Origin of the sequence: Kitasatospora sp. GAS204B (genome assembly GCF_029892155.1) — a bacterium.
Taxonomy (GTDB): Bacteria; Actinomycetota; Actinomycetes; order Streptomycetales; family Streptomycetaceae; genus Kitasatospora.
Genome location: NZ_JARZAG010000046.1, coordinates 1 through 13,794, shown reverse-complemented (window position 1 = coordinate 13,794; position 13,794 = coordinate 1). Strand labels below are relative to the sequence as shown.

Annotated in this window: 13 protein-coding genes and 1 pseudogene; 3 read left to right on the top strand and 11 right to left on the bottom strand. The window is 71.2% G+C overall.

Features of this window, described 5'->3' with window-relative positions; genetic code table 11:
- Positions 1-65: 65 nt before the first annotated feature.
- From P3T41_RS35235 to P3T41_RS35205, 7 genes and pseudogenes are all read right to left on the bottom strand, one after another.
- Positions 66-251: pseudogene (locus P3T41_RS35235) on the bottom strand (ferredoxin); the annotation flags it as partial.
- A gap of 287 nt (positions 252-538) precedes the next feature.
- On the bottom strand, positions 539-1,165 hold the full coding sequence (locus P3T41_RS35230; protein WP_280694736.1) for an arginine repressor: 627 nt from the start codon (positions 1,163-1,165) through the stop codon (positions 539-541).
- An 18-nt stretch (positions 1,166-1,183) separates the two neighbouring features.
- Positions 1,184-2,437, bottom strand: coding sequence for an acetylornithine transaminase (locus P3T41_RS35225; protein ID WP_280694757.1), 1,254 nt, complete (start codon positions 2,435-2,437; stop codon positions 1,184-1,186).
- A 62-nt stretch (positions 2,438-2,499) separates the two neighbouring features.
- Positions 2,500-3,432: an acetylglutamate kinase gene (gene argB / locus P3T41_RS35220; RefSeq protein ID WP_280694735.1), complete on the bottom strand. Its 933-nt coding sequence runs from the start codon at positions 3,430-3,432 to the stop codon at positions 2,500-2,502.
- Between the two features lie 18 nt (positions 3,433-3,450).
- Positions 3,451-4,602, bottom strand: coding sequence for a bifunctional glutamate N-acetyltransferase/amino-acid acetyltransferase ArgJ (argJ, locus tag P3T41_RS35215; protein ID WP_280694756.1), 1,152 nt, complete (start codon positions 4,600-4,602; stop codon positions 3,451-3,453).
- A 71-nt stretch (positions 4,603-4,673) separates the two neighbouring features.
- Positions 4,674-5,702 (bottom strand): N-acetyl-gamma-glutamyl-phosphate reductase, encoded by a 1,029-nt coding sequence (argC, locus tag P3T41_RS35210; RefSeq protein WP_280694734.1) that lies wholly within the window; start codon positions 5,700-5,702, stop codon positions 4,674-4,676.
- A gap of 212 nt (positions 5,703-5,914) precedes the next feature.
- Entirely contained in the window at positions 5,915-6,349 is a 435-nt protein-coding gene (locus tag P3T41_RS35205; protein ID WP_280694733.1) for a nuclear transport factor 2 family protein, read from the bottom strand.
- A gap of 120 nt (positions 6,350-6,469) precedes the next feature.
- Between P3T41_RS35205 and P3T41_RS35200 the strand changes: the two genes are divergently transcribed.
- Both P3T41_RS35200 and P3T41_RS35195 read left to right on the top strand, forming a co-directional pair.
- A complete protein-coding gene (locus P3T41_RS35200; RefSeq protein ID WP_280694732.1) occupies positions 6,470-7,021 on the top strand; it encodes a helix-turn-helix domain-containing protein in 552 nt (183 codons plus the stop codon).
- Between the two features lie 192 nt (positions 7,022-7,213).
- Complete coding sequence (locus tag P3T41_RS35195) at positions 7,214-8,077, top strand: MBL fold metallo-hydrolase (RefSeq protein WP_280694731.1); 864 nt, start codon at positions 7,214-7,216, stop codon at positions 8,075-8,077.
- A gap of 32 nt (positions 8,078-8,109) precedes the next feature.
- Here the strand turns inward: P3T41_RS35195 and P3T41_RS35190 are convergent, their stop codons facing one another.
- Together P3T41_RS35190 and P3T41_RS35185 are read right to left on the bottom strand one after the other, a co-directional pair.
- Complete coding sequence (locus P3T41_RS35190; RefSeq protein ID WP_280694730.1) at positions 8,110-8,490, bottom strand: VOC family protein; 381 nt, start codon at positions 8,488-8,490, stop codon at positions 8,110-8,112.
- A gap of 267 nt (positions 8,491-8,757) precedes the next feature.
- On the bottom strand, positions 8,758-9,960 hold the full coding sequence (locus P3T41_RS35185) for a methyltransferase (protein WP_280694729.1): 1,203 nt from the start codon (positions 9,958-9,960) through the stop codon (positions 8,758-8,760).
- Between the two features lie 220 nt (positions 9,961-10,180).
- On the opposite strand from P3T41_RS35185, the gene P3T41_RS35180 reads away from it, so the two are divergent.
- Positions 10,181-11,401: a serine hydrolase domain-containing protein gene (locus P3T41_RS35180; protein ID WP_280694728.1), complete on the top strand. Its 1,221-nt coding sequence runs from the start codon at positions 10,181-10,183 to the stop codon at positions 11,399-11,401.
- 111 nt (positions 11,402-11,512) lie between these two features.
- Here the strand turns inward: P3T41_RS35180 and P3T41_RS35175 are convergent, their stop codons facing one another.
- Both P3T41_RS35175 and P3T41_RS35170 read right to left on the bottom strand, forming a co-directional pair.
- Complete coding sequence (locus P3T41_RS35175; RefSeq protein ID WP_280694727.1) at positions 11,513-12,658, bottom strand: S-adenosylmethionine:tRNA ribosyltransferase-isomerase; 1,146 nt, start codon at positions 12,656-12,658, stop codon at positions 11,513-11,515.
- A gap of 1 nt (position 12,659) precedes the next feature.
- The gene (locus P3T41_RS35170; RefSeq protein ID WP_280694726.1) at positions 12,660-13,439 is read right to left on the bottom strand and encodes an SDR family oxidoreductase; all 780 of its coding nucleotides are present in this window, start codon (positions 13,437-13,439) and stop codon (positions 12,660-12,662) included.
- Positions 13,440-13,794: the final 355 nt, after the last annotated feature.

Below are 13,794 nucleotides of genomic sequence, written 5' to 3'. Positions count from 1 at the left end.
CGTTCGGCCTGCTCGGCGTGTTCGGCCTGCTCGGCCTGCTCGGCCAGGACGGCATGAACGGCATGGACGGTGATGGCGCCGCCCGGGCAGAGGGCGGCGGCGGTACGAAGCTTGGGGAGGTGGACGGGGTCGGGACGGTCCTGGAGCAGCAGCACCAGGCCGTCCTCCTCGCTCTGGTCGAAGACGTCGGGGGCGGTCAACACACACTGGCCGGAGCTGCAGCAGCGGTCCTGATCGACAGTCACGTGCATGGCGGGACCTCGTTGGGCGCGTAGGTGGGCCGGTTGCCTGGGGCAACCAACGTTCCGTGAGGCCAACCTAACGCTCGGTTGAGATGCACACGCCCGACCGAACCGAGGTCGATGGAGAATGGCCGGATCCCGCCCCTGCCCTGCTGATCGCTGCGTGCCGCCTGCTGTTTGTTACCTGCTGTTTGTTACCTGCTGTTTGTTACCTGCTGTTTGCTGTTTGCTATTTGCTGTCTGCTGCCCCGCGTACTCGGTGGCAACACCGAGCCGCAGCCCCAGCCCCAGATGAGCTACTGGCGCTCCGTCCGAGCCTGCGCCAGCTGCATCAGGTGGTCCGCCAGCGCCTGGCCGCCGGACGGGTCCCGGCTGATCAGCAGGACCGTGTCGTCGCCCGCGATGGTGCCGATGATCTCGTGCACCCCGGCCGTGTCGATCGCTGAGGCGAGGAACTGCGCCGCGCCCGGCGGGGTGCGCAGCACCACCAGGTTGCCGGAGGCGGTGGCCGAGACCATCAGCTCTCCGGCCAGCCGCGCCATCCGTCCCTCGCTGGCCGACTCCCCCATCGGCGCGCGCGGCGTGCGGTCGCCGCCCTCGGCCGGGACGGCGTAGATCAGCGCACCGTCCCGGTTGCGGATCTTGACCGCGCCCAGCTCGTCCAGGTCCCGGGAGAGGGTGGCCTGGGTGACCACCAGTCCGTCATCGGCCAGCAGCTTGGCCAGTTGGCTCTGCGAGCGCACCGGCTGACGGGTCAGCAGGTCCACGATCCGCCGGTGGCGCGCCGTGCGGGTCTGTGGGACCTGCGGCGTCGGGCCGGCGGCGGACTGCTCGGCATGCTGCTCGGCGGACCGGCCGATGGACTGGCCGGTGGGCTGGTCGGACGCCTGCTCGGCGGGCTGGTCGGAGGGGGACGCGGTCATGATGATGATTCTCCCGGACTAGCCTCGCGCCTGCGCGGCCGGGTCGTCCTGCCGGGCCTGGGCCGCAGGCTCCTGCCCGAGCTGGAGCGCCCGCTGCTGCCGGGCCTCGCGCAGGATCGCCGGCAGTGCGGCGAGGAAAGCGTCGGCCTGCGCCTCAGTGAGGATCAGCGGCGGGACCAGTCGCACGGCGTCCGGCACGGCCGCGTTCACCAGGAAGCCGGCGCGCTGGGCGGCGGACTGGATCTCGGCGGCGAGCGGCTCGGTGAGCACGATCCCGAGCAACAGGCCGGCGCCACGCACCTGCGCGACCAGGGGATCGCCGAGCGCCTCGACGCCGGTCCGCAGCCGCTCGCCGACCGTTCGCACCTGGGCCAGCAGGCCCTGCGACTCGATGGTGTCGAGCACCGCGAGGGCGGCCGCCGCGACCACCGGGTTTCCGCCGAAGGTGGTGCCGTGCTGACCGGGCTGGAGCAGCTCGCCGGCCTCGCCGTAGGCGATCACGGCGCCGATCGGCAGCCCGCCGCCCAGGCCCTTGGCCAGCGTGACGACGTCCGGCTCGATGCCCGGCTCGGCCTGGTGCGCGAACCAGTGGCCGGTGCGACCGATGCCGGTCTGGATCTCGTCCAGGATCAGCAGGGTCCCGGTCGCCCGGGTGATCTCCCGGGCCGCCCGCAGGTAGCCCGCCGGCAGCGGGACGGCGCCGTTCTCGCCCTGGATCGGCTCCAGCACGACGGCCGCCGTCGCGGTGCTGACGGCTGCCCGCAAGGCCTCGACGTCACCGAACGGGACGTGGGTCACCTCGCCGGGCAGCGGGAGGAACGGGGCCTGCTTGCCGGGCTGGCCGGTGAGCGCGAGGGAGCCCATGGTCCGGCCGTGGAAAGCGCCTTCCAGGGCCACCACATGGGTCCGACCGGTGAGCCGGCTGATCTTGAAAGCGGCCTCGTTGGCCTCGGCGCCCGAGTTGCAGAAGAAGACCCGGCCGGGGCGCTCGTCCAGCGCGAGCAGCCGCTCGGCCAGCGCGATGGTCGGCTCGGCGGTGAACAGGTTGGAGACGTGGCCGAGTTGCCCGATCTGCGCGGTCACCGCGGCGACGATCGCCGGGTGCGCGGTACCGAGCGCGTTGACCGCGATGCCGCCGACCAGGTCGAGGTACTCGTTGCCGTCCGCGTCCCAGAGCAGCGCGCCCGCGCCGCGCACCAGCGGGAGGCGGGGGGTGCCGTAGTTGTTGGCGAACGAGTGCTGATAACGCTTCGTCAGATCAGCGTTGGTCACCGCCTGTTGGGCGCTCGGCCGGTCATTCGGCTGGTCATTCGGCTGGTCGTTTGATTGGTCGTTCATGCCAGTCCCCCAAGAACGGTGCTCTCGTCGTCCGGCACCACCATGGTGCCGATCCCCTCGTCGGTGAAGATCTCCAGCAGCAGACTGTGCTGTACCCGGCCGTCCAGCACGCGCGCGGTGCCGACGCCGGAGCGGACCGCACGCAGGCAGCCCTCCATCTTGGGCAGCATGCCGCTGGCCAAGGTGGGCAGTATGGCTTCCAGCTCGCTCGCCGAGAGCTGGCTGATCACGTCGTCGGAATTGGGCCAGTCCGCGTAGAGGCCCTCGACATCGGTGAGCACCACCAGCATCTCCGCGCCGAGCGCGGCGGCGAGGGCGGCGGCCGCGGTGTCCGCGTTGATGTTGTAGACGTGGTTGTCGGCGCCGCGCGCGATCGACGAGATCACCGGGATCCGGCCGTCGGCGATCAGCGCCTTCACCGCGCCCGCCTCGATGTTGACGATGTCGCCGACCAGGCCGATGTCCACCTGCTCGCCGTCCACCACCGCGTACCGCTTGACGGCGGTCATGGTGTGCGCGTCCTCGCCGGTCATGCCGACCGCGAACGGCCCGTGCTCGTTGAGCAGTCCGACCAGCTCGCGCTGGACCTGGCCGGCCAGCACCATCCGGACCACGTCCATGGTCTCGGGGGTGGTGACCCGCAGGCCGTTGGTGAAGGAGGACTTCAGGCCCAGCTTCTCCAGCTGCGCGCTGATCTGCGGGCCGCCGCCGTGCACCACCACCGGGTGCAGGCCCGCGTACCGCAGGAAGACCACGTCCTGGGCGAAGGCCGCCTTGAGCGACTCGTCGACCATGGCGTTGCCGCCGAACTTGATCACCACGGTCTTGCCGTGGAACCGCTCCAGCCAGGGCAGCGCCTCGATGAGGGTCAGCGCCTTGGGCAACGCGGTGTTGTTGCGGGCCTGTTCGCCCTTGGGTGCGATCTGCACGGTCTCGGTCCCCCGGGATCAGGTGGAGTAGGCGCTGTTCTCGTGGACGTAGTCGGCGGTGAGGTCGCTGGTCCACACCGTGGCTTGGGCCGAACCCGCGTTCAGGTTCGCGGAGATCACGACCTGACGGTCCGTCATATCGACCAGGTCGCGGTCCTCGCCGACCGAGCCGTTCCGGCAGACCCAGACGCCGTTGATCGCCACGTCCAACCGGTCCGGGTCGAAGGCGGCGTCGGTGGTGCCGATCGCGGCCAGCACCCGGCCCCAGTTGGGGTCCTCGCCGTGGATGGCGCACTTGAGCAGGTTGTTGCGGGCGATGGTGCGGGCGACCGTGACCGCCTCGTCCTCGGTGGCCGCGCCGGTGACGTCGATCCGGATGTCCTTGCTCGCACCCTCGGCGTCGCCGATCAGCTGCCGGGCCAGGTCGGCGCAGACCTGCTCGACCGCCGCGGCGAACTCGGCGGCGGGGGGCGCCACCTCGGACGCACCGGAGGCGAGCAGCAGGACGGTGTCGTTGGTCGACATGCAGCCGTCGGAATCCACCCGGTCGAAGGTGGTGCGGGTGGCGGCGCGCAGCGCGTCGTCCAACTCGCCCGCGTCCACCGCGGCGTCGGTGGTGAGGACCACGAGCATGGTGGCCAGGCCCGGGGCGAGCATCCCCGCGCCCTTGGCCATCCCGCCGACCGTCCAGCCGTTCTTGGTGACCTGTGCGGTCTTGTGCACCGTGTCGGTGGTCTTGATGGCGATCGCGGCCGCGCCACCGCCGGTCGCGCTGAGCTCCTTGGCCGCGAGCCCGACGCCCGGCAGCAGGATGTCCATCGGCAGCCGCTCACCGATCAGGCCGGTCGAGCAGACCGCCACCTCGCCCGCGCTGACGCCCAGTTCGGCGCCGACCCGCTCCGCGGTGGCGTGCGTGTCCTGGAACCCGGCGGGTCCGGTACAGGCGTTGGCACCACCCGAGTTGAGGATGACGGCGGCCAACTGACCGCCCTTCAGCACCTGCTCGGACCAGAGCACCGGAGCGGCCTTGACCCGGTTGGAGGTGAAGACGCCGGCCGCGGCGAACGCCGGGCCGTCGTTGACGACGAGCGCGAGGTCCGGGGTCCCGGAGGCCTTGATCCCGGCCGTGACACCGGCGGCGCGGAAGCCCTTGGCGGCGGTGACGCCGATGTTGCCGTGAGCCTGCTCGTTGTTGGCGTTGTTGGCGTTGTTGCCGTGCGCCTGCGCGTTGGTCTGGCTCGTCACGGTGCGACTCCGTTCAGCGGAAGGCCCAACTCCTCGGGCAGGCCCAGGGCGATGTTCATGCTCTGCACCGCGCCACCGGCGGTGCCCTTGACCAGGTTGTCGATCGCGCTGATCGCGACGATCCGGCCGACCTGCTCGTCCAGCACCACCTGGACCAGCGCCGTGTTGGCGCCGTACACCGACTTGGTCTGCGGCCACTGCAGTTCGGGCAGCAGATGGACGAACGGCTCATCGGCGTAGGCGTCCTGGTACGCGGCCCGGACGTCCCCGGCGGTCACGCCCGGCTTGGCCTTGGCACTGCAGGTGGCCAGGATGCCCCGGGACATCGGCACCAGGGTCGGCGTGAAGGACACGCCGACCCGCTCCCCCGCCACCGGACTCAGGTTCTGCACCATCTCCGGCGTGTGCCGGTGCACCCCGCCGACCCCGTACGGCGTGACCGACCCCATCACCTCACTGCCCAGCAGGTTCACCTTGGGCGCCTTGCCGGCCCCCGAGGTCCCACTGGCCGCCACCACCACGGCCTCCGGCTCTGCCAACCGCGCCGCGTAGGCCGGAAAGAGCGCGAGCGAGACGGCGGTCGGATAGCACCCCGGCACCGCGATCCGCTTGCTCCCCTTCAACGCGGCCCGGTGCCCCGGCAGCTCGGGCAGCCCGTACGGCCAGGTCCCGGCGTGCGCGGAGCCGTAGAACCGCTCCCAGTCCGCCGCCTCCTTGAGCCGGAAGTCCGCCCCGCAGTCGATCACCAGCACATCCTCGCCGAGCGCCGCCGCCACCGCGGCCGACTGCCCGTGCGGCAACCCGAGGAAGACCACGTCATGCCCCGCGAGCACCTCCGGCGTGGTCGGCTCCAGCACCCGCCCCGCCAACGGCACCAGATGCGGCTGCAGCTCCCCCAACCTCACCCCGGCGTTCGACCCACCGGTCAACGCCCCGATCTCCACCTCAGGATGCGAGAGCAGCAGGCGCAGCACCTCACCACCCGCATACCCGCTCGCTCCGGCAACGGCGACTCGCAAGGCCATGACTGCTTCCTCCTCAGGACTTGGCATGAATATACGCAACTCGGAACATTCATGCAAGGAGCTGTGCGAGGGGCAGCCCGTCCACTGTGACTGAGCGCTCCAGTTGGCGAGTGAGTGCTTCACTTGGCGAGCCGAGCGTCCAGCGTCGATCGTGACAGCCAGGCGGTCGGCATGCACAACAACCAGGAGCAGGTCCGTCAGACCGCCGCAGGCTAGGCGCTCGTCAGCTGCGCACAGAGGGCGTCGAGCGTATTCGTGGCACGAGCGAGCCCGAGATGGTCGATGTAGTCCCGCGACTCGACGATCAGCCCTTCGCGGATCCGGAGGACGATGATGCCCGGGGCGGCCCAGCCCGCGTCGCCGCGGTAAGTGAACTCGCCGATGACCACCTCGGGGTCGGCAGTGTGATGGACGCGTACATCCTCAACGCGAAAGCCTGCCAGGCCAGCCGCCCCCGCCGCGGCGAAGTGCTGTCGGAGTGCTTCGCGACTGATCATCGGGGTGTCGCCGAGCGGGGCCATCGGGTGCCGCACGTCGGTTTCTTCGGCGTAGAACCCGGCCAGCTCGTCGATCTGGTCGCGATCACCGTTCTGCAGCCGGCAGGCGCCGTCGAGCATGGCACGGAACATGTCTTCGGGGGTTCGCATCCTGGTTACCCTTCTAAGCGGAGTCTTCACTCCGAATAATACGGAGTCAAAACTCCGGATAGCAAGACTTGGTCACCGGGGCCTGCGGGAGCAAGGCTGCCGGGGAGGGAAGATGGTGGGATGCGGAGCGACGCGCGGGCGAATCGAGACAGGGTGCTGGCCGCGGCCGAAGAGGTCTTCGGCGAGTCCGGCAACGCCGGCTCGACCGAGGAGGTCGCGCGCCGGGCCGGCGTCGGAATCGGCACCGTCTTCCGGCACTTCCCGACCAAGCGGGCGCTGATCAAGGCCACGATCGTCCGGCACCTCACCCTGCTCGCCGAAACAGCGCGGGCGCGGGGCGAGGGCGGCGAGGCCGGGGCGGCGTTCCGGGAGACGTTCCGGGAGATGGTCTCAGGCGCTCCGGCGAAGCTCGCGCTCGTCGCGTTGCTGGAGGAGCCCGCCGACTCGACAGGCTCCGCTGATGAGGTGGAGGCTGCGGCCACCATGGTGCGCCAAGCCGTTGAGGAGTTGCTGTCCCGCGGCCAGCAAGCCGGTGAGGTGCGCGCGGACGCAACGGTAGATGAGGTCTACCTGCTGATCAGAGCGCTGGCCAACGCCCGTGGCGACCGGACCGTCGTGGACAGAGCGGTCGACATAGTGCTGGACGGCCTGTCCCCGCGGCGTTCCGAGTAGCCACCCCGCGACGGGTGCGGGGCGGCGGGCCCGAAGTCGTGTTGCGGATCGGATGCGGGCGAGCAGGATTGCTCGTGGATCGGGTCGGCGGCTCGTCGAGTCCCCGGCCCCCGGGGCTCCGAAGCCGACCTCGCGACCGGCCAGGCCCAGTGCGTCCGCCCGGATCTCAACGAGAGTGGAAGGGACCACGACATGCCGGAAGCCACCTCAGCGCTGCGGTACGAAACCTTGTGCGTGCGCCGGTCGGGTCTGACCCGCGACCTGCCGCCCGGCACCAGGGAGGATCTCCAGTGGGTGGTCAACACTGCGACGTTGATCTTCGGTGAGCGTGACGCCGCGCTGGTCGACACGTTCCTCACCGTCGAACAGAACCAACAGCTCGTCGACTGGGTGAAGGCGCACGACCGCAACCTGGCCTACGTCTACATCACGCACGGCCACGGCGACCACGGCTTCGGCGTGAAGCAGCTCCTCGAGGCATTTCCCAAGGCCAAGGCGGTTGCAACTGCCGCAGCCGTGGCCAAGGCGAGGTTCGAGGGCACGCCGCCCTACCTCGATACCTTCTGGACCTCGCGCTTTCCCGGGCAGGTCCCGCAGCCGCAGGTCTTCCCGGAGGTCCTGGACGGCGACACGTTCGCCCTCGAAGGCCACCCGCTGCGGTCGGTCGAGACCGGCTTCACCGACTGCGCGGGCAGCACCGCGCTGTGGGTGCCGGAGCTGCGGCTCGTCGTGGCCGGCGATGTCGCCTACAACGGCATCCACCAGTACCTGGGCGAGACCACCACCGCGTCGCGCGAGGAGTGGATGCGCGCGACCGACACGCTCGCCGCGCTCGACCCCGCCTTCGTCGTCGCCGGCCACAAGAACCCCGACCTGCCCGACGACCCGAAGATCCTGGCCGAGACCAGGAACTACCTCGCGGACTTCAACCGGCTCGACGCCGAGACGCAGAGCGCGGCCGAACTGTACGAGGCGATGCTCGCGCTGTACCCGAACCGGGCGAACCCGGGCTCGCTGTGGGGCGGGGCGAAGCGGGCCAAGGCGTCAGGACAGTGACGTCCGACAACAACGATCGGATTGACCGGCTGTCAGAGCGGGGCGAGGCGGCGCTTGAGCAGGCAGAACTCGTTGCCTTCCGGATCGACGAGGACGTGCCAGGACGCCTCCGCGGGCTGACCGACGTCGACGAGCTCGGCCCCGGCAGCCAGCAGGCGCTCGAGTTCGGCGTCCTGATCGCGGTCGGTGGGGTTGACGTCGATATGCAGCCGGGCATGCCCAGTCTTCGGCTCGTCGCTGCGGATGAGGAAGATCGTCGGCTGCGGGCCGCCGAACCCTTCGCGCGGACCGATCTCGACGTAGACCTCCGCCTCGCGATCGAGCTCTACGAAGTCCAGGACCTCGCACCAGAACCGCGCCAGCGCCTCGGGGTTGTGGCACTTGAGCACGAACTCACTGATACGGCATGCCATTGACGAAACCTACTCTCAACGTGGGACTGCAGGGCCGGCCGCACCAGGATCTCACCCGCCGCAGCCGGCCGGGTGGTTACGCGCCGACTCCCACGCCTCCGCCGGACTGCTGCTGATCGAGCCGGTCGGGGAGACCACGGTGCTGCGCATGGTGACGCAGCGCCCGACACGGCCCGGCGAGCCGTGGATCCTGCGCGGCGACGCGGAGGGCGGGCCCGCCGGCGGGAGTTGAGGCCGGGCCGGGCCGGCACGGCGGCCGGCAGGCCGCTACCGCTTCACCGCTCGCAGGATCACGAACTTCGGGTTCCCGGCGACCGTCTGGCAGTTGCCGAAGAGCTTGCGGAGCTTGACGTGGTACGCCAGGTGGCGGTTGCCGACCACCCAGAGTTCACCACCCGGGCGCAGGGCACGCCGGGCACCGGCGAACATCTGCCAGGCGGTGGTGTCGGTGGTGGCCTGGTGGGAGTGGAAGGGCGGGTTGTTGAGGACCAGGTCGACCGAGCCGGCCGGCACGGCGGCCAGCGCGTCGCCCGCCTGGAAGTGGGCGACCGCGTCCGGCGGCGTGTTGGCCCGGAAGGTGGCCTCGGCGGAGGCGACGGCGGCGAACGACTCGTCGATGAAGGTGACTTCGGCCGCCGGGTTGGCCAGCGCGGCCGCCGTGCCGACCACGCCGTTGCCGCAGCCGAGGTCGACCACCTGCTCGTGGCCCTGGCGGGCGGGCAGGTGCTGGAGGAGGAACCGGGTGCCGATGTCCAGCCGGTCGGCGCAGAAGATCCCGGCGTGGTTGACCACGGTCCGCCCGGAGACCGGGCCGAGGCCGGCGGGCAGGGCGTAGGTGTGCGGCCAGGGACTCGCGGTGCGGGCGAGTGCCGGGTCGGGGGTGCTGAAGATCAGCCGCGCCTTCTTGACCGCGAGCGAGGTGCGGGTGGGACCGATGATCCGCTCGAAGAGCTGGAGGGTGGAGGTGTGGATCTCGGTGACCATCCCGGTGCCGATCACCACGGTCTGCGGGTGGAGCGCGGGCGCGAGGCGGTGCAGCTGGTCCTCGAGGTACGCGAGGCTCTTGGGCATCCGGACCAGCAGGACGTCGATCCGCGCCGGCGGGGTGTCGGTGCCGGCCAGCAGGTGAACGGCGTTCGGGGCGAGGTTGTTGCGGGCGAGGTTGGCGCGGGTCGCCTGCTGGGCGAGGTAGGAATCGCCGAGCTGCGTCAGGGTGGTCGGCGGCTGCGTCGTGGCGAGTCCGGTGGCGAGCGCCGTGACCAGCGTGCCCCAGCGGTCGCCGAGGACGACCACGGTGCCGCGCGGCTCGCCGCCGGGTGCGCCGCTGGGCGGCGCGGGCAGCTCCGGGTCACCGTGCAGGTGGCGCAGCAGGTACTCGTCGGCGGCGTCCCAGGCGCGCAGCTGCTCGCGCGGGTCCTCGGGGAAGCGGGTGAGCTCGAGCTCGCCCCATGACGTGCTGAAACGGTTCATTGTCCGCCCAGGCTAGCCGTTCGCGCCGTGCTGCGGCGCACCCCGGTGGGCCGGCGCCAGGCACCCGCCCGACCAGTGCGGGCTCAGCGCGCGGCAGGCGCGGGTGCGCACGCCGGTGCTGCGCCGACCCGGTGTGCTTACCCCGGATCGTCGGTCGCGACTGAGAGGATCGCCGGCACATCTTCTGACGGTCAGTCACAACTACGACAGAAAGGCCGACATGATCCCCGCAAGCCACCGCAAGGGCTTCATCGAGAACCGCCTGGACCGACTGCGTGACGTCCTGACCGGTCACGTCGAGCACGGTGGGGTACCCGGACTGGTCGCCCTGGTGGCGCGGGGTGACGAGGTGCACGTCGAGGCGATCGGTGCACGGTCGATCGGCGGTGGCGCGATGGCCCGGGACACGCTGTTCCGGGTCTCCTCGATGAGCAAACCGGTCACCGCCGTCGCCACCATGATCCTCATCGAGGAGTGCCGCCTGCGCCTCGACGATCCGGTCGACGAACTGCTCCCCGAGCTGGCCGACCGCCGGGTGCTGCGGCACCTGGACGGCCCGCTGGACGACACCGTCCCCGCCCACCGCCCGATCACGGTGCGCGACCTGCTCACCTTCCGGATGGGGACCGGCGTCCTGATGGCCCCGCCCGGCAGCTACCCCATCCAGCAGGCGATGGACGCGCTCGACCTCGGCCAGGGGGCTCCGCGCCCCTCCCTGGTGCCCGAGCCGGACGAGTGGCTGCGCCGGCTCGGCACGCTGCCGCTGATGTACCAGCCTGGCGAGCGCTGGCTCTACAACACGGGTTCCGACGTGCTCGGCGTGCTGATCGCCCGGGCCAGCGGTCAGGCCTTCGGGGAGTTCCTGCGCGAGCGCCTCTTCGAACCACTGGGCATGACCAGCACCGCGTTCTCGGTCACGCCCGACCAGCTGGACCGCTTCGCCACCGCCTACTGGGACGACCCCGCCACCGGCGCGCTCACCGTCTATGACGAGGCGGTCGGTGGCGAGTGGGCCGCTCCCCCGGCGTTCCAGGCAGGAGCCGCCGGACTGGTCTCCACCGTCGACGACTTCCACAGGTTCGGCCGGATGCTGCTCGACGGCGGCCGGGCGGACGGTGAGCGGATCCTCTCTCGCGCCTCGGTCGAGTTGCTGACCACCGATCAGCTGACGCCGGAACAGAAAGCGCTTTCCAGTCTCGTCTCCGGCTTCCTCGACTCGGACGGCTGGGGCTTCGGCGGCTCGGTGGTCACCCGGCGCACCGATCTCGGACACCCGGTCGGCCAGTACGGCTGGACCGGCGGGCTGGGCACGGCCTGGGCCGTGGACCCGACGGACCAGGTGATCGGCGTCCTGCTCACCCAGCGGGCGTTCACCTCGCCGACCACGGCCACGGTCGTTCAGGATTTCTGGACCTCGACCTACCAGGCGCTGGGCGACTGAGCAGGAGCGCGCACGGGCCGGACAGGCCGGGTCGGGCCGGACGGGTCGGGCCGGACGGGTCGGGCCGGGTGTGCGGCGCTCGGATGGCCCGGGGACGTTGCCACCAGGCTCTCACTCCGGCAGCAGCAGGTTCACGTCCCCGAACTCGTGCCACAGGTAGCGCCCGGCCAGTGCCTCGCGGTAGCAGAGTTCCAGCAGGGGGCGGCCGGCGATGGCTTCGAGCATCAGCAGGTGCGAGGCGCGCGGTTCGTGCCAGCCGGTGAGCAGGCCGTCCACCGCGCGGACGCCACGGGCGGGCGTGATGACCAGGTCGGTCCAGCCGTCCGCAGGATGGCTGCGGCCGTCGGGGGTGGTGGCGGATTCGAGGGCGCGGACCGCGGTGGTGCCGACCGCGATGACCCGACCGCCGGTGGCTCGGACGTGGTTGACCAGCGCGGCGGTGGCAGCGGGGACCCGGAAACGCTCCGGATAGGGCGCCTCGTGGGCCTCCGGGGAGGCGACACCGGTGTGCAGGGTGATCGGGGCGATCAGGACGCCGCGCGCGACCAGGGCGCTGACCAGGGCGTCGGTGAACGGACGGGCGGCGCTGGGCATTTCGCTGCTACCGGGTTCGGCGGCGAAGACCGTCTGGTAAGCGCTTACCGGCCAGTCCTGGTCCACATAGCCGTACCGGATCGCCTTGCCGTGCCCCGCCAGGTAGTCGGGAAGCCGGCCGGGCACGGCAAGCCGGGCGTACCAGAGCCGTGGCGTGTACGCCTCGGTCAGGACCGCCTCGCCGCCGGCCGGCAGGCTCAGCCGCAGGCCCGATCGGGCCGGGTTGTCGGCCGGCGTGAGGTATTCGGCGGCTGCGCCGTCCCGCCCGGTCCGGCGCAGCTCGACCAGGTGGGCACCACGCGGGTCCGGGTGGGTGGCGGAGACGTGCAGGGTGATCTCGCCGCCGTCGGGCAGCCGGGCGGGCAGGGCAGCGGGCAGCGTGGCCGAGTTGTTGACCACCAACAGGTCGCCTGGGCGCAGCACCTCGGGCAGCTGCGTGAAGCGGTGGTGTTCGGCACTCGGCACCGCCTGCCGACCGCCCCGGCCGACCAGCAACCGCACGCCGTCGCGGCGCAGGCCCCGCGCCTCGGCCGGGGCGTGGGCGGAGAGTTCGGGCGGAACGACGAATTCCAGGCTGGACGGCAGCACGGGTTCCGGTCCGGCGAGCTGAGCGTCCGAGTCCGCAAGCCGAACACCGGTGCTACCGAACAGTGCTGTCGTCATGTCAGACCCCTTCCGGGACAGTTGTGTTGACGACGGCGACCGGTTCGGCGGGCAGCTCGGCGGCTCGGTAGCGGCCCGATGCCGGGCGGTCGCGCCACAGGCTGCGGAAGGCGGGGACGACGCTGATCGGCAGCGGCAGTTCGGCGAGGTCGGCGTCCGGGAAGGCCTGCTGGTGCAGCCGGGTCCGCAGGTCGCCGGGGTCGACGGCCCAGACCCGCAACTGCGGCTCCTCCTCGGCCAGGACGGCGGAGGCATGGTCCAACGCGGCCTTGGCGGCGCCGTAACCGCCCCAGCCCGGGTACGCCTCGACCGCGGCGTCCGAGCTGATGTTGAGCACCGCGCCCGCGTGCTGGCGCAGTTGCGGAAGCAGCAGCTGGGTGAGGGCGATCGGGGCCAGCGCGTTGACCTCGAAGGTCTCCAGCAGGTCGGGCAGCGGGAACTCGGCGAGGCTCGGCAGCGGCTCGGCGCTCTCGTCCGTCGAACCGTTCAGGGTGGAGGCGTTGTTGATCAGCAGCGCGGCCCCGCCGAGCTGGGAAGCGGCGGCCGCGACGTGGGCGCGGTGATCGTCGTCCACCACCGATCCGGCCAACGCGACCACGGTGGTGAGCGGGCTCAGCGCCACTTCGGCGACCGAGAGCTCCTCGGGGTTGCGGGCGGTGATCACCAACTGCCAGCCGTCGGTTGCCAACGCGCGGGCGAGTTCCAGGCCGAGACCGCGCGAGCCGCCGGTGACGACGGCGACGAGGGGCCGGGGAGCGATGGCGGAAGCTGTGATGTCCATGGAGAAACTCTCCCGCTGCCCACGCCGCGCGGAATCGGGCTCGGGGCTTGGGCGGGGTTGGTTCGATGGTCCTAGGGCGGCGGACGGTCCTAGGGCGCGTCTTCAAAGTCGCGTCGGATCGGTCCGCGCCGTTGGGCGCCCGGTTGGGCGTGCGCCCGGGTCGTCCTCGTACTGGGTCGTACTTGGGCGATCCGGGCGTGCGTCCAGGCGGGATGCCCGGCGTCGCGGACCCGGCGGGACTTTGAAGACGCGCCTTAGGACCAATACCGGTGACTTTGGTGGGTTCTGGTCGTTGGGTGGGGTATGCCAAGGCCGGGTCAGTTGAAGTCGTCGGGGGTTGATCGGTTCTCGGATC

Coding starts and splice junctions, on each gene's coding strand:
- P3T41_RS35230 (WP_280694736.1), bottom strand. CDS start 1,165: ATGACCGCGTCCCCCTCCGACCAGCCCGCCGAGCAGGCGTCCGACCAG.
- argC (WP_280694734.1), bottom strand. CDS start 5,702: ATGGCCTTGCGAGTCGCCGTTGCCGGAGCGAGCGGGTATGCGGGTGGT.
- P3T41_RS35205 (WP_280694733.1), bottom strand. CDS start 6,349: ATGCGAACCCCCGAAGACATGTTCCGTGCCATGCTCGACGGCGCCTGC.
- P3T41_RS35200 (WP_280694732.1), top strand. CDS start 6,470: ATGCGGAGCGACGCGCGGGCGAATCGAGACAGGGTGCTGGCCGCGGCC.
- P3T41_RS35195 (WP_280694731.1), top strand. CDS start 7,214: ATGCCGGAAGCCACCTCAGCGCTGCGGTACGAAACCTTGTGCGTGCGC.
- P3T41_RS35190 (WP_280694730.1), bottom strand. CDS start 8,490: ATGGCATGCCGTATCAGTGAGTTCGTGCTCAAGTGCCACAACCCCGAG.
- P3T41_RS35185 (WP_280694729.1), bottom strand. CDS start 9,960: ATGAACCGTTTCAGCACGTCATGGGGCGAGCTCGAGCTCACCCGCTTC.
- P3T41_RS35180 (WP_280694728.1), top strand. CDS start 10,181: ATGATCCCCGCAAGCCACCGCAAGGGCTTCATCGAGAACCGCCTGGAC.
- P3T41_RS35175 (WP_280694727.1), bottom strand. CDS start 12,658: ATGACGACAGCACTGTTCGGTAGCACCGGTGTTCGGCTTGCGGACTCG.
- P3T41_RS35170 (WP_280694726.1), bottom strand. CDS start 13,439: ATGGACATCACAGCTTCCGCCATCGCTCCCCGGCCCCTCGTCGCCGTC.